Source organism: Paraburkholderia phenazinium, from assembly GCF_900142845.1.
GTDB classification, from domain to species: domain Bacteria; phylum Pseudomonadota; class Gammaproteobacteria; order Burkholderiales; family Burkholderiaceae; genus Paraburkholderia; species Paraburkholderia phenazinium_A.
The window spans coordinates 3,253,900-3,274,512 of the sequence record NZ_FSRU01000001.1 but is presented as its reverse complement, the minus strand read 5'-3'; the positions used below and the strand labels follow the sequence as shown (position 1 = coordinate 3,274,512).

Below are 20,613 nucleotides of genomic sequence, written 5' to 3'. Positions count from 1 at the left end.
CATGAACCGTCCCGCCAACCTCACGCTCAACGTCAACGGCGCGACGCATGTCGTCAGCGCCGGCGTCGACACGCCGCTGCTGTATCTGCTGCGTAACGACCTGGCGCTGAACGGTCCGAAGTTCGGCTGCGGCCTGGGCGAGTGCGGCGCATGCACGGTGCTGCTCGACGGCATCCCGACGCGCTCCTGTGTGACGACCGCGAGAGTCGCGCTAGGGCATGAAGTCACCACACTCGAAGGATTGGGTACGCGGACTGCGCTGCATCCGGTGCAGCAGGCGTTCATCCTGGAACAGGCCGCGCAGTGCGGCTATTGCCTGAACGGCATGATCATGACCGCCAAAGCGTTGCTCGACCGCGACCCTCATCCCAGCGACGACACCATCCGCCGCGAACTGTCGCGCAACCTGTGTCGTTGCGGCACGCATGTCGAAATCCTGCGCGCCGTGCATCGCGCTGCCGAATTGCTGGCGGCGCGACGTGGCGAGCTTGAAGGAGAGCGCGTATGACCGGGCCGGACGTCAGTGTCGACCGTCAACCGCTCTCGCGCCAGCAACTCGAGGACGCGCAGAACGTGCTGATCGTCGTGCGGCTGCCGCAGGCGCCGGTCAAGCCGGCGATCGGGCAGCCGGGCTCGCGCTCGTCCTTCGTGCCGACCATGGCGGACGTGTTCCTGGTGGTGCGCGGCGACGGCAGCGTGCTGGCGTTCAATGGACACGTCGACCTGGGAACCGGCATCGGCACTGCGCTCGCGCAGATCGTCGCGGAAGAGCTGGATGTGCCGCTCACGCGCGTGTCGGTGGTGCTCGGGCATACCACCGAGGTGCCGAACCAGGGCCCGACGATTGCGAGCGCAACCATCCAGATTTCCGCCGTGCCGTTGCGTCTTGCCGCGGCGCAGGCGCGGCAATTTCTGGTGAAGGAGGCGGCCACCCGTTTTGGCGTCGGCGCCGATACGCTCGACGTGCACGACGGTATCGTGCATCGTCGAGGCGAGGATGGGGCACAAGCGATGGCGCAAGGCATCGGCTACGGCGAGCTGATCGCCGGGCGGCGCATCGAACTGACGCTCTCGACGGATACGCCGGTCAAGCCGCCTGAGGCGTATCGGATTGTCGGCAAGAGCACGGCGCGCGTCGATATTCCCGCCAAAGCCACGGGCGAACTGACCTTCGTGCACGACGTTCGCGTGCCAGGGATGCTGCATGGCCGCGTGGTGCGTCCGCCTTATGCGGGCGTGGCGCAGGGCGATTTCATCGGCAACAGCCTGTTGCACGTCGATGAAGACTCGCTGCGCGACCTGCCTGGTATCGTCAAGGTGGTCGTGATCCGTGATTTTGTGGGCATCGTGGCGGAGCGCGAAGAGATCGCGCAACAGGCCGCCAGGTGCCTCGACGTGCAGTGGAAACCGGTGGAGGGCTTACCACCACTCGAGACCAGCAGCGAGGTGGAGGCCGCTTTGCGTGCCAACCCCTCGAAGCGTCGCGATCTGGTGATCGAAGGCGACGTCGACGCCGCGCTCGCGCAGGCGGGCAATGCCCTTGACCGCACTTACGTGTGGCCGTTCCAGATGCATGCGTCGATCGGGCCGTCGTGTGCGGTGGCCGACTATCGCGACGGCGCGCTCAAGGTCTGGTCCGGCACCCAGAATCCGCATTCGCTGCGCGCGGATCTGGCGCTGCTGATGGCGCTGGACGAAGCGCGCATCGAAGTGGTGCGGATGGAGGCGGCGGGCTGCTACGGCCGCAACTGCGCCGACGACGTGGTCGCGGATGCGGCGCTGCTCTCGCGCGCAGTGGGCAAACCGGTGCGCGTGCAACTATCGCGCGAAGACGAACACGCCTGGGAACCGAAAGGCGCGGCGCAACTGATGGACGTACGCGGTGCAGTGGACGCGGACGGCCAGCTCACGGGCTACGATTTCGCCACCCGTTACCCGTCGAACGACGCGCCGACGCTCGCCTTGCTGCTGACCGGCACGATCGCGCCGCAGCCGCAGGTGTTCGAAATGGGCGACCGCACGGCGGTGCCGCCCTACGACTACCGGACCATGCGGATCGTCTGCGACGACACGCCGCCGATTGTCCGGGCCTCGTGGCTGCGCGGTGTTTCAGCTTTGCCGAATACGTTCGCGCACGAATCGTTCATCGACGAACTGGCTGAGCAGGCGGGCGTCGATCCTGTCGCGTTCCGCCTGCAGCACCTGACCGATCCGCGCGCAATCGATCTGGTCAAGGCGGTGGCCGACAAGGCCGGCTGGCGGCCGCGTAACGTCGCGCTAAAAGAGCAGGACGAGCCGGACCGGCAGGAAGGCGACATCGCACGCGGCAGAGGTTTTGCGTATGCGCGTTACGTGCACAGCAAATTCCCCGGTTTCGGCGCGGCATGGGCCGCCTGGGTGGCCGACATCGAAGTGAACCGCAAGAGCGGCGAGCTGGCCGTCACGCGCGTGGTGGTGGGCCAGGATACCGGCACGATGGTCAATCCGGACGGCGTGCGTCATCAGATCCACGGCAACGTGATCCAGGCGACGAGCCGCGCGTTGAAGGAGCGCGTGACGTTCGGCGACAACGCGGTCACGAGCCAGGAGTGGGGCGCCTATCCGATCCTGACGTTCCGCGAGGTGCCTGTCATCGAAGTGGTGATGATGCCGCGCCACGGGGAGCCGCCCATGGGCACCGGCGAATCGGCCTCGCTGCCGGGCGCGGCGGCGATTGCCAACGCGCTCTACGATGCGACCGGGGTGCGCTTTCGCCGCCCGCCGTTCACGCCGGAGGTGATCCGTGCGGCGCTCGCGGATGGTCCCGCGCAAGAGGCGGCGGCCGCGGCTGCCGCGCGCAGGAAAAAGCGCTGGCGTTTCGGTTTCCTTAGCGCTTTGGTCGCGGGCACGGCGGGCTGGCTCAGCATGGCTTCATTCGCTCCGCAGCCGATTGCACCGATCACGCCGCCGCTCGCCTCGGCGTTTGCCCCCGAGCTGATCGCGCGCGGCAAGCTGCTCGCCTCGCTCGGCGACTGCGCCGTCTGCCACACCGCGCACAACGGCGTGCCGAACGCGGGCGGCCTCCCGCTCGATACGCCGTTCGGCACCATCTACACGACCAACATCACGCCGGATGAGCAGACCGGCATCGGCAACTGGTCGTTCGAAGCGTTCGTGCGCGCCATGCGTCAGGGCATTCATCGCGACGGACGGCACCTGTACCCCGCGTTTCCGTACACGTCCTTCAAGAACGTCTCCGACGACGACCTGCAGGCGCTATACGCCTACCTGATGTCGCAAACGCCGGTACGCTCGCGGCCGCCGGAAACCAGGCTGGCGTTCCCGTTCGGCGTGCGGCCCATGATGGCCGCATGGAACAGCCTGTTTCTGAAGCGCAATACCTTCACGCAGGATGCGACGCAAACGGCGCAATGGAATCGCGGCGCGTATCTGGTCAACGGCCTGGGTCATTGCAGTGCCTGTCACACGCCGCGCAATGCGATGGGTGCCGAGAAAACCGGCGCGGCATTCCTCGGCGGCGGCATGGCCGAAGGCTGGGAAGCGCCCGCCTTGACGACGCTGTCCAACGCGCCGGTACCGTGGACCGAAAGCGAATTGTTCAGCTACCTGCGCTTCGGTCATGCACCGCTGCATGGCGTGGCGGCCGGACCGATGGGGCCGGTCGTCAGCGAACTCGCGCATCTGCCCGACAGCGACATCCGCGCGATGGCGAACTATCTCGCCTCGCTCAATCCGGCCGGTCCGAATGCGAATCCGCAAGCGCTCGCACGCGAATATGAAGAGGCCAGCATGGCGACGCCGGTTGCCTCCGGTCTCGGCGCACGGCTCTTCGACGGCGCTTGCGCCGCGTGCCACCACACCGGCAGCGGGCCGCAACTGTTCGGCGCGCATCCGTCGCTGGCGCTCAACACGAACTTGCATAGCGCAATGCCCGACAACCTGATACGCGTCATTCTGGACGGCATCGGCTCGCCTGCGCGGCCCGAACTCGGTACGATGCCGGCGTACCGAGACAGTTTCAACGACGCCCAGGTGGCCGAACTGGTGTCGTACCTGCGTCAGCAGTTTGCGGGCGGCAAGCCCGCGTGGCAGGACGTCGAGGCGACGGTGGCGCGCATACGCGCGGCGCCGCGCGCTGACTGAGCGCTTCGATTTGCCTGGTAGCACATTCGCATTCCCGCAATCCCACTGATAACGGAGAAAGGCATGACCACACGCGCAGGATGGATCTCTTGTCTGACCGTCTCGTTGACGCTCTCGTTGACCGCTCTCGGGGCGGCGGCGCAAGAGACGATCAAGATTGGCGAAATCAACAGCTATAAGGCTCAACCGGCCTTTCTCGGCCCTTACAAGAACGGCTGGAATCTCGCGCTCGACGAGGTGAACGCATCGGGCGGCGTGCTTGGCAAGAAGCTCGAAGTCGTCTCGCGCGACGACAACGCCAACCCGGGCGACACGGTGCGCGTCGCGCAGGAACTGGTCACGGGCGAGGGCGTGCAGTTGCTGTTCGGCGGCTTCCTGTCGAACACGGGTCTCGCGCTCGCCGATTACGCCAAGCAGCGGCACGTGTTCTTCCTCGCCGCCGAACCGCTGACCGACAAGATCGTCTGGGCCGACGGCAACAAATACACCTACCGTCTGCGTCCTTCGACTTACATGCAGGTGGCGATGCTGGTGCCGGAAGCCCTCAAGCTGCATAAAAAGCGCTGGGCGCTGGTGTATCCGAACTACGAGTACGGCCAGTCGGCAGTGGCGACGTTCAAGCGCCTGATGCAGGCTGCGCAGCCTGACATCGAATTCGTCTCGGATCAGGCCTCGCCGCTCGGCAATCTCGATGCGGGTGCAGTGACCCAGGCCATCGCCGATGCGAAACCCGATGCAATTTTCAACGTGCTGTTCGGCGCGGATCTCGGCAAATTCGTGCGTCAGGGCAATACGACGGGTCTGTTCAAGGACCGCAGCGTGGTGTCGTTGCTGACGGGCGAGCCGGATTATCTGGACCCGCTTGGCGCCGAAGCGCCGACCGGCTGGATTGTCACGGGCTACCCGTGGTATTCGATCGATACGGCCGCCAACAAGAAGTTTGTCGATGCGTATCAGGCGAAGTATCACGACTATCCGCGTCTCGGCTCGGTGGTCGGTTATTCCGCGTTGATGTCGATTGCGGACGGGCTGAAGAAAGCCGGTTCCACCGATCCCGACAAACTTGCCGCCGCGTTCAAGGGCTTGAACGTCGATACGCCGTTTGGGCCGGTCACGTATCGCGCGCAGGACAACCAGTCGACCATGGGCGCTTATGTGGGCGTGACGGGTGTGAAGGACGGCAAGGGTGTAATGACGTCGTTCCACTATATCGACGGCGCGAGCGTGCAACCTTCGGACGCCGAAGTGAAGAAGCTGCGTCCTGCTGACTGACTGCCTCCGTCGAACCAGGCGCCGCCAGGGTTGGTCAATGGCGGCGGTAAAACCCTGGCCAGGGCGAAATCGTCATGATTTAGCCCTGGCCGCTCGCTATTCTTCCGCGTCGTGCTCGGCGACGAAGCGCCGCAAATACGCCAGCACCGCCGCCTCCGCCGCGCGATGATCGGCGCAGCTTTTCGACCCGGCGTTCTCTTCGTCGCCGAACAGCGTGGACGGCGCGTTGTGCACATCCACTTCCTGCCCCTCGCGAAACACGCGAATTTCGTGGACGTCCTCGGCATATTCGGCGATCCAGTGCACTCCCTCAATATGAGCGCCTGCGCGTAAGGTGGGTATCTTCATGCGGCTTCTCCCGGATGGCCGGACGGCCGTCAAGCCGGACACCAGGCGCCGGCCCTTGCTGTAACCATACGCCGTCCGCGCGAATGGCGCACCGGATTCGTGGGCTTTTTCGTAAGGCACAGGGGTTGCTGCATGAATGCAGGCCAACAACCCATTGGGAGGACTGTCATGCCAGTACAGAAAACCATCCACCGTGCCCAGGCCGACAAGCGCGCCGGCAAAGCCGCGAGCACCCAGGCCGGGGAGTTCGTCAAGGAAGAGGTCGACCGCGTGCGCGCCGGCAAGCATGGCGTGCGATCGGCCAGGCAGGCGATTGCCATCGGCTTGTCGAAGGCGCGCCGCGCCGGCGTCGATCTGAAGGCGCCGAAGAAGGGTACGACCAGCGAGGCGACCCGTAAAAAGGCGGCCAAAGATAGCGCGGCGGGTCAGCACAAAAGCGCTGCCAAAAGTACCAGCACCGAATCGAAGACGAAGCGCGCGCGTGCCGCCACCACGGCGCTCAAGCGCGAGAGCGGACAGGGTGCGTCGAGCGCGGCATTGTCGAGGCAGACGAAGACGGCTGCCGCTCGCCGGCCGGCCGCGAGCCGCTCAGCGGCGGCGAAGAAAGCGGCCAGTACCAAGGGCGCCGCCGGTCGATCGGCGGCGGCGAAAAAGGCCGCGCATACGCGGGCCGCGCGCTCGCATCATTGATGCATGCGTCGTGACGCTTTGAGGCGGGTGTCGAGGGCGGCGGTGCAATGCCGCCGCCCGTCATGCCGCACGCCGCTGATACGGACGTGCCGCGCGTAAAAAATACGGAAGCCTTACCGTGAACCTCGGTGATTCCACACGTAGGGCTCACTTCACGCATTTCGCATGCGGCTTGGCATAGAGCCTTCGCCTCTCCACGAAAAGCCTTGTACTTTATTTTTTTGGTCATCTATAACCTGACCGATAGGACAGGATTAAAGGTGAAGTCGCGGCGTTGCCTGTGGGATGCGCTATGCATGGGTCGCATCCTGCCCGCCAAAACGGCGAGCATCGCTGCATTGCGTCATCTCAACATGCAGAGCCGTGCGCGGCTGCCAAGGCTGGACGCGGCGCACTTTGCGCTGCACTATACGGTGCACGGACGGGCACGCCGCCGCGACATGCCCGCTGGACCAACAAAAGAGACAAAGAGGAGGAAGATAGGTATGCGAAGTAAAGTCAGTCGTGCTGCACGTCCCCCATCCCACCCAATTTTCCTTCAACCGCGCTGTCAACCGCGCCGTCGTTCCGAACGGCTCGTGCTGAACCCAAAGCGGGCCTGCTAGACGGCCCACGCATCCCTACGCCACCGTGCTGGAGAGACCGGTCTCGTGCCGTCAGCCCGGCTGGCAACTCCCCCGATCATCCTCATTCCGATAGAGCGAGCACAACGTGGATATCGTACGTAGTCTGTGTGGCATTGCCTTGCTGTTGCTGATCGCCTTTGTGCTCTCGACCAATCGCAGCGGCATCCGTCTGCGCACGCTGATTCCCGCGCTGGCCGCCCAGGTGGCGATCGGCGCGCTGGTGCTGTTCGTGCCGCTCGGCAGCGCCGCCCTCGCCGCCGCTGCGCGCGGCGTCAATCATGTGCTGCAGATGGGCGACCGTGGCGTCTCGTTCATGTTCGGCGGTCTCGTCGACGACAAGATGTTCGCGCTGTTCGGCGGCGGTGGCTTTGTGTTCGCGCTGCGCGTGCTGCCCATGATCATCTTCGTCACCGCGCTGATCGCGGTGCTGTATCACATCGGCGTGATGAAGTGGATCATCGACGGTCTCGGCGTCGTGTTCGAAAAGCTGCTCGGCGTGAGCCGCGTCGAAGCGTGCTCCGCGGTGGCCACCATCTTTCTCGGCCAGAGCGAGATGCCGGCCTTCGTCAAACCGTTCGTCAAGCAGATGACCGGAGCCGAGTTGTTCGCCGTCATGTCGAGCGGCATGGCTTCGGTAGCGGGGTCGGTGCTGGCCGGGTACGCGGGCTTAGGCGTCAACCTGGAGTATCTGCTGGCCGCCTCGTTCATGGCGATTCCCGGTGGCCTGCTGTTCGCCAAGGTGATTTTCCCGACTACCGAGCCAAGCCGCGTCGTGCTGGAAGGACTCACGTTCGACGAACGGCGCTCGGCCAATGTGATCGAAGCGGCCGCGTCGGGTGCGGCCATCGGCCTGCGCATCGCCATCAATGTCGGCGCGATGCTGATCGCCTTCATCGGCCTGATCGCATTGCTGAATTCCACTGTCAGCGGCATTGCCGGCCTGTTCGGCCATCCGCAGATCACGCTGCAAAGTCTGCTTGGCTGGGTGTTTGCACCGCTGGCGTGGTTGATCGGCGTGCCCTGGCACGATGCACCGCTCGCGGGTAACTTCATCGGCGAGAAGTTGATCCTCAACGAGTTCGTGGCGTATGTGGATCTGTCGCCGTACCTGAAGGGCGCGCAGTCGGTCGCCGCGGCCGGCCTGCAAGTGCTGGATCCGAAGACGCTGGCTATCGTCTCGTTTGCGCTGTGTGGATTTGCCAACTTCTCGTCGATCGCGATTCTTACGGGTGGCTTTAGCGCGGTGGCGGTGGAGCGACGCGCGGAAGTGGCGCGCTATGGCTTGCGCGTGGTCGCAGCGGCCACGCTGTCGAATCTGATGAGTGCGGCGATTGCCGGCATTTTCCTGTCGTTTCATTGAGCGCGTTAAACGCATTGAGCGGCGAGAAGTGAAATGACGCCACGGTCTCCTACCTTGGGTTGGGTCGATCATCATGTCGTTGATACAGGAAATCATTCGCAGGAAGCGTGACCGGCAACCGTTGAGCCGCAGCGAGATCGCCGAGTTCGTGCAGGGCGTCGCTGACGGCGGCGTCACCGACGGCCAGGTCGCCGCGTTTGCGATGGCGGTGTACTTCAACGACATGAGCGTCGACGAGCGTGTCGCACTGACGCTCGCGCAACGCGACTCGGGTCAGGTACTCGGCTGGCGCGACTTCGATCTGCCAGGGCCGTTGATCGACAAGCATTCGACAGGCGGCGTCGGCGATCTCACGTCGTTGCTGTTAGGCCCGCTGGTGGCCGCCTGCGGAGGCTTCGTGCCGATGATCTCCGGGCGCGGGCTCGGTCACACCGGCGGCACGCTCGACAAGCTCGCGGCCATACCCGGCTACAACGTAGTGCCTGAAACCGCGGCGTTCCAGCGTGTCGTGCGCGAGGTCGGGGTAGCGATCATCGGCCAGACGGCGCAGCTTGCGCCGGCGGACAAGCGGATCTACGCGATCCGCGACGTCACGGCGACGGTCGAGTCCGTGGCGATGATTACGGCGTCGATCCTCTCCAAGAAACTCGCGGCGGGACTCGCGAGCCTCACGATGGACGTCAAGGTCGGGTCGGGCGCTTTCATGCCGAACTACGAGAAATCGCTGGAACTGGCGAGAAGCATCGTCGACGTCGGCAACGGCGCCGGCATGAAGACCGTCGCCGTGCTGACCGACATGAACCAGCCGCTCGCCCCCTGCGCGGGTAACGCGCTGGAAGTCCGCTGTGCGATCGACTATCTCACCGGACGCCGTCGTCCGGCACGGCTGCACGAAGTCACGCTGACGCTCGCTTCGCAGATGCTCGTCACGGGCGGCCTCGCCGACGATCCCGCGCACGCCTATGTCAAACTGAACGCCGCGCTCGATTCGGGCGCGGCTGCCGAGCGTTTTGCGCGGATGGTGCGCGCGCTGGGCGGGCCATCTGATTTGATCGAAGCGTCTCAGCATCATCTAGGTGAGGCGCCGGTTGTGCTTGAGGTCGCCGCACCGCATGCGGGTTACGTGACGCGGATCGATTGCCGGGCGCTCGGACTGACGGTGGTGGGGCTGGGCGGCGGCCGACGCCGTCCCGAAGACGGCATCGACTATCAGGCCGGTTTGACAGACCTCGTCGAACTCGGACAATACGTCGATGCGGGCGCAACGATTGCGCGGGTTCACGCACGCGATCGATCTGCCGCGCAACACGCGGCCGCTGAGATCCAGGCGGCGTTCACCCTCGCCGCAACCGCAACGACGATGCCGCCCACCGTGTACGGCCTGATCGAGTGATCGAATGATCGCGTGACGGAGCGAAGAACCGGCGGATTCCTGATTTTGATGGGGAGGAGTAGTGACACACGAACATCTGATAGACGAAGCCCGCAAAGCGCGTGAGCGTGCCTATGCGCCTTATTCGGGCTTTCTGGTGGGCGCGGCGCTCGAGACGAACGACGGCACGCTCTTTCACGGCTGCAACGTCGAGAACGCTTCATATGGCCTGTGCAATTGCGCCGAACGCACGGCGTTCTTCAGCGCGGTGGCAGCAGGTTATCGTCCGGGGCAGTTCAAGACGCTGGCCGTGATCGGCAACACCGACGGTCCCATCGCGCCGTGCGGCGCGTGCCGTCAGGTGATGATCGAACTGGGCTCGCCCAAACTCGAAGTCATACTGAGCAACCTGGCGGGCAAGGTCGAGGTGACCAGCGCCGCCGCGCTATTGCCCGGCGCGTTTTATCTGGAGCCAGGCGGCGTGTCGGCTGCATAAGCACGCACGCCGCGCTGTCCTCCGCAAACAAGGTGAGTGCCCAATCATGCACAAGGTAATTTTCGACACGGACCCCGGCGTCGACGACTCGATGGCGCTGGTGTTCCAGACGCGTCATCCGGAGATCGAACTGATCGGCGTGACGTCCGTGTTCGGCAATGCGACGATCGAAACCACGACCCGTAACGCGGTCTATCTCGTCGAACGGTTTGCGGACCCTACGGTAGTCGTCGCACGTGGCGCAGGCAAACCGCTGCGCCGCGCGACCCCCGAACCGATTCCGCATATTCACGGACACAACGGCCTCGGCGACATCGTGCTGCCTACGCTGGCCGACGGCGGCCGCGCTCGCCTCGATGCGCGCCCCGCGCATCGCTTCATCATCGACGAGATTCGCAAGCACCCGCACGAGATCAATCTCATCGCCGTGGGCCCGATGACCAATCTCGCGCTGGCCTTGCAGGAAGACCCCGAGATCCAGCAACTGGTCAAGCAGGTCATTATCATGGGCGGCGCGTTCGGCATGAACGGCGTTTTGGGCAATGTCAGCCCGTGTGCAGAGGCGAATATCTCCGCAGACCCGGAGGCGGCCGATCAGGTTTTTGCCGCCGCGTGGAAGGTCACCGCGGTGGGGCTGGACGTGACGCAAAAGGCCATCATGGATACCGCCTACCTGGACCGTATCCGTCAGCACGGCGGCGAGGTGGGGCAGTTTGTCTGGGACGTGTCGCGTCTGTACGAGCAGTTCCACATCGACAGCTCGGGCGTCCATGGAATCTATGTGCACGATTCGTCGGCGGTCGCTTATCTGGTGGCGCCCGAGCTTTATCGGATCCGGCGTGGGGCGGTACGGGTGGTGGTCGAAGGGCTGGCGGTCGGCCAGACCATCCAGAAGCCGGAGAGCATGGGTGTGCCTGCGCCGGACTGGGACAACTCGAGCAAGCAGGACGTGTGTGTGGATGTCGACGTGGACGGTTTTTTGAAGCTCTACTTCGATACCATCGTCGGGACTGCTGCGTAAGTACGTCAGGCGGGCAGCGGCGCGACGCCGCTGCCCGATGGTGTCGTTACTGCACCGTGGCGAGCACGTCGCGCACGGTCTTGAAGATGTGCTGGATCTGCTCTTCGTTGACGATCAGCGGCGGCGAGAACGCGAGGATGTCGCCTGTGAAGCGGACCAGCACGCCCGCCTCGAAGCATTTGACGAACGCCTCATAGGCACGCGCGCCCGGTGCGCCGTCGCGCGGTTCGAGTTCGATTCCGGCAACCATGCCCAGATTGCGAATGTCCTTTACATGCTTCGCATCGCGCAGCGCGTGTGCGGCGCTCTCGAACGCCGGAGCGAGCGAAGCGGCACGGCCGAACAGATCTTCGCGGCGATACAGGTCGAGCGTGGCCACTGCAGCCGCAGCCGCAGCTGGGTGCGCCGAATACGTGTAGCCGTGGAACAGTTCGATCGCTCCTTGCGCGCCGGCATTCACGATGGTGTCGTGGATTGTGCGGCTCGCCGCCACCGCGCCCATCGGAATCGCGGCGTTGTTGATGGCCTTCGCCATGGTCAGCAGATCCGGCGTGACGCCGAAGTACTCACTGGCCGTGGCCTTGCCCAGACGCCCAAAGCCGGTAATCACTTCGTCGAAAATCAGCAGGATGCCGTGCCTGGTGCAGATGTCGCGCAGCTTCTGCAGATACCCCTGCGGCGGGACCAGCACACCGGTCGAACCGGCGACCGGTTCGACGATCACCGCGGCGATCGTCGACGCGTCGTGCAGCGTGACGATACGCTCGAGCTCGTCGGCCAGATGCGCGCCCCAGGCGGGTTGGCCTTTCGAGAACGCGTTGTGTTCGAGGTTATGCGTGTGCGGCAGATGATCGACCGCCGGCAGCAGCGCGCCGGAGAAGGTCTTGCGATTCGGCGCAATGCCGCCGACCGAGATGCCGCCGAAGCCCACACCGTGATAGCCGCGTTCGCGGCCGATCAGACGGGTACGCTGCCCTTCGCCGCGCGCACGGTGATAAGCCAGCGCGATTTTCAGCGCCGTATCCACCGATTCCGAACCCGAGTTCGTGAAGAAAATCCGGTCGAGGCCGGTCGGCATCAGCTCGGCCACCTTCGATGCCGCTTCGAACGCGAGCGGGTGGCCCATCTGGAAGGTCGGCGCGAAGTCGAGCGTAGAAAGCTGCTGGGTGATCGCGGCGACGATCTCGTCGCGGCTATGGCCCGCGTTCACGCACCAGAGACCGGCACAGGCGTCGAGCACCTCGCGCCCGTCCGTCGTGCGGTAGTACATGCCCTTGGCCGATTCCAGCAGGCGCGGCGCGGCCTTGAACTGGCGGTTGGCGGTGAAGGGCATCCAGAAAGACGACAGATCGTCGATGACAGGGCGCGAAGTCATGGTGTTCTCCTTGAAGTGATCCCCCAAGGAGACTTCCTTCCAACGGAGGAAGTCCCTGTGGGACGGGGCGTTGCGAAACTGTAGCGTCCGCGGTTAAATGGCGCACATAAACAGTTGATGCACTGCGCTGCTAACTGTGCAGGCGAAGTTGCTGCAACTGTGTTGGTCGTTTGAGTGCCCGGCACCTTGCCCCATGAGGCTCCCATCGCAACCTTGCGTCCCTCGCCATGATTGAACTTGAACTGGAACGCGACCGCCGCACCGCGCCCACCCTCGTCGAACAGCTCGTGCAGGGCTTTGCGCGCGCTATCGAGGCGCAGTCGCTGCGGGCCGGCGCGCTGCTGCCGTCGGTCCGGCAACTGGCGTCGAGCCAGGACCTGAGCACGTTCACCGTGACGGAGGCCTACAACCGTCTGGTTTCGATGGGGCTGGTGGTGGCCCGGCGCGGGTCGGGATACCGGGTGGCGGCGCGCGCCCAGGCCGCGCGCGCGAGCGCCACCGACTGGCAGCCGCCCAGCCTGACCGCCACCTGGCTGCTGTCCGACGTGTTCGCCGACCATTCGGTGCCGATCAAGGCGGGCGGCGGCTGGCTGCCGAACGAATGGATCAACGAAAGCGGTCTGCAGCATGCGCTGCGGGCGATGAGCCGGGTGCCGGGGCCGCGCATGGGCGATTACGGTCATCCGTATGGTTTTGCGCCGCTGCGCGAGCGGATTGCCGGCCAGCTCGACCGGTACGGCTTGCCGGTCGAGGTGTCGAACGTGCTGCTCACGCAGGGCGCGACCCAGGGGCTCGATCTGATCGTACGCACGCTGTTGCGCGCCGGGGATGTGGTGCTCGTCGAAGATCCCGGCTACTGCAACCTGCTGCAGATTCTCAAGCTGGCGGGGCTGGTGGTGTACGGCGTGCCGCGCACGCCGGCCGGCGTCGATACGGATGTGCTGGAGACGCTGGTGGCGACGCATCGGCCGAAGGCGATGTTCGTCAACACCACGCTGCAGAATCCGACCGGCGCCACCTTCGGCATGGCCGCCGCCTTCCGTCTGCTGCAGATCGCGGAACGGGCGCGCATGTGGGTGATCGAGGACGACGTGAGCCGCGAACTCGCGCCGCCGGGCGCGCCGCTGTTTGCCGCGCTGGAGGGCCTGCAGCGGGTGCTTTATGTGGGCGGCTTCTCGAAGACGGTCACACCCGGACTACGCTGCGGCTATGTGGTAGCCGAGCGCGACGTGCTGCGCGAACTGGCGCGCACCAAGATGGCGGTGGGGCTGACTTCGTCGGAGACGATCGAGCGGATCGTCGACAAGGTGCTGCTCGAAGGGCGCTATGCGCGTCACGTGGAGGATGTGAACGAGCGGCTCAAGGCCGCGCATGCGGTGGTGGAAGAGCGGCTCGATGCGTTGGGGCTGGAGCTGTTTCACCGGCCGCGTGCGGGGCTGTTTCTGTGGGCGCGCTTGCCCATCGAGCCCGAGCGGGCCGGTGAGGTGGCGACGGCGGCGCTCGCGCATGGCATCTGGCTCGCACCGGGGTCGTACTTCAGGCCCGACGATGCGGCCAGCGCCTGGTTCCGCTTCAACGCGCCGTATTCGACGGACGATGCGTTGTGGCGGTTTATCGAGCGGGTGGGGGAAGCGGGTGGACGATGACACTCATGCCGGTGCCATCGCACAGCAACCCGACGGCCATGCGTCAACCCAACTGAATCAGTCCCATCGCGCTCGCTTTGACTGCGGCCTGAATCTTGTTAGTGGCTTCCAGTTTTGACAGCAGGTTGCCAATATGGAAATTAACGGTACGTTCGGAGATACCTAGAATTTTTCCGACCTCATAGGCGGTCTTTCCTTCTCCCGACCAGCACAACACCTCGCGCTCCCGTGCGGTCAACTGGACCTGTGATTCGGGTATCAGTTTGGGTAGAAGGAAATTACTCATCGTGACGTGCGACAGATTGGCTAGCCAGTTAATCGGTTGCGGTAGCCGATTGATTTCAGTTCTGCTCAATGTGTCCGCGTGCCGGGACATGGTCAACAACCCAAACACACCATTGGCCGACCAGTTCGATTGGGCGACACCTACCCTGAGGCCGAAGTCATGCGCATCGGCCCAAAACGGACGCGTCTCGGTCGCGATCAATTCGGACCAAACCATCAGGCGCGAATGGCGAGCGCCGGTCTTCACCGTTGGATCAATGCCTAAATAGTTGCTTTCCTGATAATGCTTCATCCAGCCTTCTGGGTAAGTCTCGAAGATTGCGATAGAAGGATTCGAAACGGGAATTGGCGTGCGTATGCCGTAGCAACAATATTCAAATCCGAGTTTTTTCGCGCATGATGTGATTCGCTCGAAAATCTGATATTCGTCTCCTGCGGAGGAGAATGCCTCGTAAATATCCAGAAAGGCAGGTTCCATTGCGATATCTCCATACCTGATTACGCATCCCGGCATAACTATTCTGGTCGGAGAGTTGTGCGAAGTAAATGGGGGATTAATTTTATTTTTTTAGATGTTGATTATAGAGATAGTGGTTGCGTGCAGATGAAAGGGGTTTGGGGGAGTGAAATGGTATTTTTTGCGGATTTTCCTGCTTTGTGAGGGCGTTAGCAGTTGTCGGCAGGTTGTCATTTTCCTTATTATTGATATGGATAACGTGGCATCGTTTCGACGCATTGGCCGCAAACGCCTGGAGCGATCACGATGCCCGACCCTGTAACCGATGACAGCTAGATGGGCATGTTCGCATGACTTAAATTGGGTTCACCGGCGGCGCGATTCCACTCGAGTCCGCTGCGACGGCACCGATACCTGCGAGGTGTCGTCCAGAAGTCGGATGAATGCTGGTTGGCTTCGATGGTCTGCAGAAACAAATCTCTCTGAAGGTTTAATCATGGATCAGCAAGGCAAATTCACACTTCCCGCAAATACGAATTTTGGCGTGTCGGCATTTACCAATTCGACGTTCGATCAGACCGTCAAAATTCTCATCGATGGGCAGGTCAAGGCCACGTTTACGGGGCATGGCATGTCGAATAACCTCATTGGAAGCCAGGTATTGAATTCCGGAAAAGGTGCCGTTCAGGTAACCGTGGGTACCGGTTCTGGTGGCGCGACTCCATCCAGCCTGATTTCGGGGCGTGCAATTTTAGCCAATCGCGTTAATTTTGGAATGGTTGCGGCAGACGAAGGGAGTGATGGAGATTTCAATGACAGCATAATCGAGCTCAACTGGCCGTTGCGTTGATCACTCAATTATCAGATCTGATTGATTTAAAAAACGACTTTTAGGGATTTATTATGGCCAAGCAAGGTGTTTTTACTCTTCCTGCGAATATTAGTTTCGGTGTGACGGCGTATGCAAATTCCCAGTATACGGAGACGTTGACCGTCCTGGTCGATGGTGTGTCGAAAGGAACCTTCTCGGGAACCGGGGCCAATGAGGTGTCACTCGGTCATAAGGTTTTCAATTCCGGCAAGGGTGCGATTCAGGTGACCGTTAGCGCGCACGGCAGTGCGTCTGATCTGGTATCGACCCAGGTCGTCCTGGGCGGTAAAGCGAACTTTGCACTGCTGGCATCAGAGGACGGCGGCGACGGCGACTACAACGACTGCGTTGCCATCCTCAACTGGGCGATTGGTTGATAGTGTCGGCTGACTAAACGAGGTGGTCCGTAGCGGCGCAATCGCGCGGCAACCCTACGGACCACGATTCGCGGCTCGACGTTTAGCTCAACAGCCGCGCTGCAATCGGATACAGCGTCATCACGAGCAGCAGCGCCATCGCCACGTTGAAGATGCGCAGCCGCCTGGGGTCCGCGAGCACTTGCCGCATTGCCGTGCCGAAGCCGGCCCACAGCGAGATGCACGGAAAGCCGACCACGTAGAACACCACCGCCATCAACAGGACATTGCTGTTGAAGTTCTCGCTGACGTGAATGGTCGTGGCAGCGGTCAGCACCATCATCCACGCCTTCGGATTGACCCACTGGAAGGCGGCCGCTTCGTAAAACTTCATGGGCCGGCGCTCACCGTTGCGCAGTTTGACCTGACCCGAGGTGCCGATCTTCCACGCCAGATACAGCAGATACGCGACGCTGGCGACTTCCAGCACCGTGTACAGCACCGGAAAGCGCTGAAACGCCTCGCCAAGACCGAAGCCGACCGCCAGCATCAGCACCACCACGCCCGAGCTAATGCCGAACAGGTGCGGGAGCGTGCGGCGAAAACCGAAATTGACGCCCGAGGTGAGCAACATGGTGTTGTTCGGCCCCGGCGTGATGCTGGTGACGAGCGCGAACAGGATGCCGGCAGGCAGCGCGCTGAGGGATTCGAAGGACATCGGTGGCTCCGGTGACAATGCGTTTTAACGCAGTTTATCGACAGGAGCCGGTACAGTAACTGTACAGATTGGCGGGTGGGGTCCGGTACAGATCAGGCGGACGCGGTGCGCAGTTGCACCAGCTCTTCGGATATCAATTGACCCAGGGCCGCAATATCGCGTTCGGTCCGATCGGTCAGGGGCATGCCCATATTGAGCCGCAAGCAATGATTCAGGCTGCCGTCGGTGCAGAACAACTGGCCCGGCGCAAACGCGATGCCCAGCGCGAGCGCTTTGTGCAGTAAAGCCACGGTGTCGAAACCGCGCGGCAGTTCGACCCACAGCCAATGCCCTCCCGAGACTTCATGGCTACAGGCTTCCGGCGGGAAGTGACGTTGCACGGCTGCCCGGTGCACCTTGGCATAGCCCGCCAGCGTCTGACGCAACCGTCGCAAGTGCGGCTCGAATAGTCCGCTAGCCATAAACGCGGCTAACGTGTGCTGAAACAGCGGCGCCGGCTCCGGGAAAAAATCCAGTTCCTTCCGCAGGTCTGTCACCGCGAAGCCTATCGACATGCCGGGACTGATCAGGTCGCTCAGGTTCGTGATGTAGTGCACCAGTCCGGCTTGATCGAACGCCTTGAAAGGCAACGGACGGCTCTTGCCGAAATACAGTTCGCCGTTCTGGTCGTCTTCAATCAGCGGCACGCCATGCTTCGCGAGCAAGCCGACGGTACGGCGCTTGGCGTTGTCGCTCATCAGCCCTCCGGTCGGATGCGAGAAGTTGGCCGAGAACACACACGCCGCCACGCTCTCCCGCTTCAGGACGAAATCGAGCGTGTCGGTGGACAGGCCGTGTTCTGGGTGCGCGGGTATCTCGAGCGCTTTCAGTCCCATTGCATCCAGGTCCCTTAACAGCCTCATCGAGGCCGGGGACGCAATGGCAACCGTATCGCCCGGTTTGGTTAGCACTCGTAGTAGCGCGCGGTGGGTGAATTTGCCGCCCGGCGTAACGGTGACGTCTTCGGCGCGCCAGTTGCAGCCCATCAATCGTCCCCGGCGCGCCAACTGTCCCGCGAGCGGCGATTGAGCGCACATGTCCCCCAAGGTAAAAAACGAGGGATTGCGACGAGCCTGGGCCGTCATGATGCGTTGCAGGGCCAGGACCGGATACAGATCCGGATCGATCACGGCAAACAGCATGGGCTGCTCGTGAACCTCCAGCCGGTCCAGTTCGCGCAGCAAGGCGCGTTGCGCCGGCAGCGCGGGCTGCGCGACGGTTTCCGGCCGAGGTTGCTGCGGCTGACCGATGCTTGCCTGGCGTTCTCGAACATAGAAGCCGGAGCGCGGGCGCGCCGCGATCAGCCCCGCGTCTTCGAGCAGGTACAGCGCGTGGGTGATGGTGGCGCTACTTCCCTTGAAGCGCGAACACAAGGCGCGGATCGACGGCAACTTGTCGCCGGGGCGAAACGCACCGGAGCAGATCTCTTCGTGCAATTGGCTGGCAAGTTCGCCGTAACGAGTCGTCCGGTCCCACATCCGCGATCCACCTGTTTTCGAAACGCCACAATATAAGCAATTCTAACAGTGCGCCCTGGGCCTGTGAGGTCGGGCATCGCCCCTGTATCGATCCACCGAGGGATACAGATTGCAAAACGGATGCAGTGTCCCGATTCAGATTGCGATGCCTGGTTCTATCGCGCGGCGTTGCCCATGCGCAAAATGATCCCACGCTACCTTCCAGGGATATTCACCATGAACCAGCCGCAATTATGTTCAAACCGGGGTCATGTCGTAGTGGAGCATCCGGCCACAGTGCGTTCTTATCCGGCGCCCCCATTCTGGCAACGGATAGGGCATCTCTGGCGGAGTCAATGGCAATCGCCGGCAAACCGGGATGATGCACGACAGAAGGCTTCGATTCAGGAGCGCCTCGAGCAGGCGGCCCGATTGCAGCGCCTGATACGGCACCTCTGGCGCTAGTGCGCGGCGCGCGAGAACCCTTGCCGGATTCGGGTACGACTATCGACTCATCGCCTTGACTCTATGCTCTCCGAACTTAAAGAAACGACGCCGGCGATCGTGCTTGGCGGAAAGATTCGTGCGTTACGGCAGAGGTTAAAACGCACGCTCGACTACACGGCCGCCGCCGCGGGGATTTCGAAGCCCTTTCTCTCGCAGGTTGAGCGAGGGCTGGCCAAACCGTCGATCGCGTCGCTGAACGGGATCGCCCGCGCGCTCGGGGTCGCCGCGCAGTACTTCGTGGATACGCCGCGTGATCGGCAGCCGGTATGTCGCAGCGATCAGTTGAAGTTCTTCAGGTTTGCGGAGTCGGAGAACCTGTTTGCGCAACTCACGCGGGCATCGCCGCACCAACAACTCGAGGTGATTCTCGTCAGGTTCCCGCCCGGGCAAAGGCAGCCGACCGACATGCCCACGAGTGCCGCAGAAGAGTTTCTGTACGTGATATCCGGCGAGGTGTCGCTGACGTTGGAGCGCGAGACCTTTGTCTTGCAAGCCGGAGACAGTGCACATTACCCGGCTACGCTGCCGCATCAATGGAACAATAACCAGCGCATGGAGGCGCTCGCCCTTTGGGTCGGCACACCGAAGTTACTTTAGGGATCCTGAGGTGACCAGATACTGGGAACCGGGCTGCGAATCAACTATGCCTTGCCGGTGTCCGCGCAACCGCAGCCGGCGTGATGCGCATGGCCGGCGTTGCTGTCGTCCCATGCCGAACCCAGGATGATCTGGCAGAAATTCAGACGCTTGTACGTCGGGTCGCGAAGCTCGAGCACGTCGGCCTTGACGTTGCCGAAGGTTGTTTCGGGCTTCCGGATGGTGCCCTGTGCGAAGGCGTCGATGATGTCGTTTTTGAAGGTCTGCTCGCGCGGATGGGCGGCCACGACCTGGATCCGTTGTTCTTCGCTGAACTCGTGATACGTGAGGCCCAGCACGTCCATCTCGACGCCCGCGGTCACCAGTGCGACCACCGGCTTCATGTGTTCGGGCACACCCGGCGTCGTATGCAGCGCAATGGAGGCCCAGACCTGTTCGATGTCGTATTCGTTCGCGCCGTATTGCTTGAGGAAGTCGCGCGCGGCGTTCGCACCATCCACCTCGAAGCGGTCGGTCTTGCTGCTGTACGCCTCGATCAGACCCATGTCATGGAACATGGCGCCCACATAGAGCAGTTCCGGATCGAACTTGAGCTGTTTGCGCTCGCCGGCCAGCGCACCGAACAGGAACACGCGGCGCGAATGGTTGTAGAGCAGGTCCGGTTCGGTGTCGCGTACCAGTTCAGTGGCGGCACGCGCCATGATGCTATCGGGAATCTTGATGCCGGCGATGGTGGTAGTCATACGATATTCCTTGAGGGTAAGAGACGAAACAGTCAGGGGCGAGCGCCGCAGCCGTGCGTCGACAGGCTGCTTCATGGCGTCCATCCGGGCGCGTGTTGTTGGAGGCCAGTATTGGCCAACACCCCTTGACGGGCAACGACGAGAGACCGTGCAACACTGCCAGGCGCACGGCGTTTTCTGCCGCGGCGGCAGATAGGGACCCGCTATGGAGATGATTGGCTGTTCGAGCCGGCG

General features: G+C 62.9%; 18 protein-coding genes. 12 read left to right on the top strand and 6 right to left on the bottom strand.

Features of this window, described 5'->3' with window-relative positions; genetic code table 11:
• Window position 1 precedes the first annotated feature (1 nt).
• The 3 genes from BUS12_RS14350 to BUS12_RS14340 all read left to right on the top strand — a co-directional run bounded on the left by BUS12_RS14350 (window position 2) and on the right by BUS12_RS14340 (window position 5,415).
• Window positions 2-508, top strand: a complete 507-nt coding sequence (locus tag BUS12_RS14350; RefSeq protein WP_074296288.1) for a (2Fe-2S)-binding protein — start codon at window positions 2-4, stop codon at window positions 506-508.
• Window positions 505-4,143 carry a molybdopterin cofactor-binding domain-containing protein gene (locus BUS12_RS14345; RefSeq protein ID WP_074296287.1) on the top strand — a complete coding sequence of 1,213 codons (3,639 nt, stop codon included), beginning with the start codon at window positions 505-507 and terminating at the stop codon, window positions 4,141-4,143. Before BUS12_RS14350 ends, BUS12_RS14345 begins: the two co-directional genes overlap by 4 nt.
• Before the next feature lie 63 nt (window positions 4,144-4,206).
• Entirely contained in the window at window positions 4,207-5,415 is a 1,209-nt protein-coding gene (locus BUS12_RS14340; RefSeq protein WP_074296286.1) for an ABC transporter substrate-binding protein, read from the top strand.
• A 96-nt stretch (window positions 5,416-5,511) separates the two neighbouring features.
• On the opposite strand, the gene BUS12_RS14335 is transcribed toward BUS12_RS14340, so the two are convergent.
• Window positions 5,512-5,763, bottom strand: coding sequence for a hypothetical protein (locus BUS12_RS14335; RefSeq protein WP_074296285.1), 252 nt, complete (start codon window positions 5,761-5,763; stop codon window positions 5,512-5,514).
• 168 nt (window positions 5,764-5,931) lie between these two features.
• Here BUS12_RS14335 and BUS12_RS14330 point away from each other — a divergent pair, with 168 nt between their 5' ends.
• The 5 genes from BUS12_RS14330 to BUS12_RS14310 all read left to right on the top strand — a co-directional run bounded on the left by BUS12_RS14330 (window position 5,932) and on the right by BUS12_RS14310 (window position 11,328).
• Entirely contained in the window at window positions 5,932-6,453 is a 522-nt protein-coding gene (locus tag BUS12_RS14330; protein WP_074296284.1) for a DUF6496 domain-containing protein, read from the top strand.
• 711 nt (window positions 6,454-7,164) lie between these two features.
• Window positions 7,165-8,439 (top strand): NupC/NupG family nucleoside CNT transporter, encoded by a 1,275-nt coding sequence (locus BUS12_RS14325; RefSeq protein ID WP_074296283.1) that lies wholly within the window; start codon window positions 7,165-7,167, stop codon window positions 8,437-8,439.
• Between the two features lie 73 nt (window positions 8,440-8,512).
• A complete protein-coding gene (deoA, locus tag BUS12_RS14320; protein ID WP_074296282.1) occupies window positions 8,513-9,832 on the top strand; it encodes a thymidine phosphorylase in 1,320 nt (439 codons plus the stop codon).
• A gap of 61 nt (window positions 9,833-9,893) precedes the next feature.
• Complete coding sequence (locus tag BUS12_RS14315; RefSeq protein ID WP_074296281.1) at window positions 9,894-10,307, top strand: cytidine deaminase; 414 nt, start codon at window positions 9,894-9,896, stop codon at window positions 10,305-10,307.
• Between the two features lie 46 nt (window positions 10,308-10,353).
• Window positions 10,354-11,328, top strand: a complete 975-nt coding sequence (locus BUS12_RS14310) for a nucleoside hydrolase (protein WP_074296280.1) — start codon at window positions 10,354-10,356, stop codon at window positions 11,326-11,328.
• Window positions 11,329-11,374: 46 nt separating this feature from the next.
• Here BUS12_RS14310 and BUS12_RS14305 read toward each other — a convergent pair whose 3' ends face one another.
• Window positions 11,375-12,703: an omega-aminotransferase AptA gene (locus BUS12_RS14305; protein WP_074296279.1), complete on the bottom strand. Its 1,329-nt coding sequence runs from the start codon at window positions 12,701-12,703 to the stop codon at window positions 11,375-11,377.
• A 227-nt stretch (window positions 12,704-12,930) separates the two neighbouring features.
• Between BUS12_RS14305 and BUS12_RS14300 the strand changes: the two genes are divergently transcribed.
• Entirely contained in the window at window positions 12,931-14,349 is a 1,419-nt protein-coding gene (locus BUS12_RS14300; protein ID WP_074296278.1) for an aminotransferase-like domain-containing protein, read from the top strand.
• A 43-nt stretch (window positions 14,350-14,392) separates the two neighbouring features.
• Here the strand turns inward: BUS12_RS14300 and BUS12_RS14295 are convergent, their stop codons facing one another.
• Complete coding sequence (locus BUS12_RS14295; protein ID WP_074296277.1) at window positions 14,393-15,112, bottom strand: autoinducer binding domain-containing protein; 720 nt, start codon at window positions 15,110-15,112, stop codon at window positions 14,393-14,395.
• A 475-nt stretch (window positions 15,113-15,587) separates the two neighbouring features.
• Between BUS12_RS14295 and BUS12_RS14290 the strand changes: the two genes are divergently transcribed.
• A complete protein-coding gene (locus BUS12_RS14290) occupies window positions 15,588-15,941 on the top strand; it encodes a fucose-binding lectin II (RefSeq protein WP_074296276.1) in 354 nt (117 codons plus the stop codon).
• Between the two features lie 53 nt (window positions 15,942-15,994).
• Complete coding sequence (locus BUS12_RS14285) at window positions 15,995-16,339, top strand: fucose-binding lectin II (RefSeq protein WP_074296275.1); 345 nt, start codon at window positions 15,995-15,997, stop codon at window positions 16,337-16,339.
• An 82-nt stretch (window positions 16,340-16,421) separates the two neighbouring features.
• On the opposite strand, the gene BUS12_RS14280 is transcribed toward BUS12_RS14285, so the two are convergent.
• Both BUS12_RS14280 and BUS12_RS14275 read right to left on the bottom strand, forming a co-directional pair.
• Window positions 16,422-17,036 (bottom strand): LysE family translocator, encoded by a 615-nt coding sequence (locus BUS12_RS14280; protein WP_074296274.1) that lies wholly within the window; start codon window positions 17,034-17,036, stop codon window positions 16,422-16,424.
• A 92-nt stretch (window positions 17,037-17,128) separates the two neighbouring features.
• A complete protein-coding gene (locus tag BUS12_RS14275) occupies window positions 17,129-18,553 on the bottom strand; it encodes an aminotransferase-like domain-containing protein (RefSeq protein WP_074296273.1) in 1,425 nt (474 codons plus the stop codon).
• A gap of 507 nt (window positions 18,554-19,060) precedes the next feature.
• On the opposite strand from BUS12_RS14275, the gene BUS12_RS14270 reads away from it, so the two are divergent.
• Complete coding sequence (locus BUS12_RS14270) at window positions 19,061-19,636, top strand: helix-turn-helix domain-containing protein (RefSeq protein WP_074296272.1); 576 nt, start codon at window positions 19,061-19,063, stop codon at window positions 19,634-19,636.
• Between the two features lie 44 nt (window positions 19,637-19,680).
• Here the strand turns inward: BUS12_RS14270 and BUS12_RS14265 are convergent, their stop codons facing one another.
• Complete coding sequence (locus BUS12_RS14265; protein ID WP_074296271.1) at window positions 19,681-20,379, bottom strand: HD domain-containing protein; 699 nt, start codon at window positions 20,377-20,379, stop codon at window positions 19,681-19,683.
• Between the last annotated feature and the right edge of the window lie 234 nt (window positions 20,380-20,613).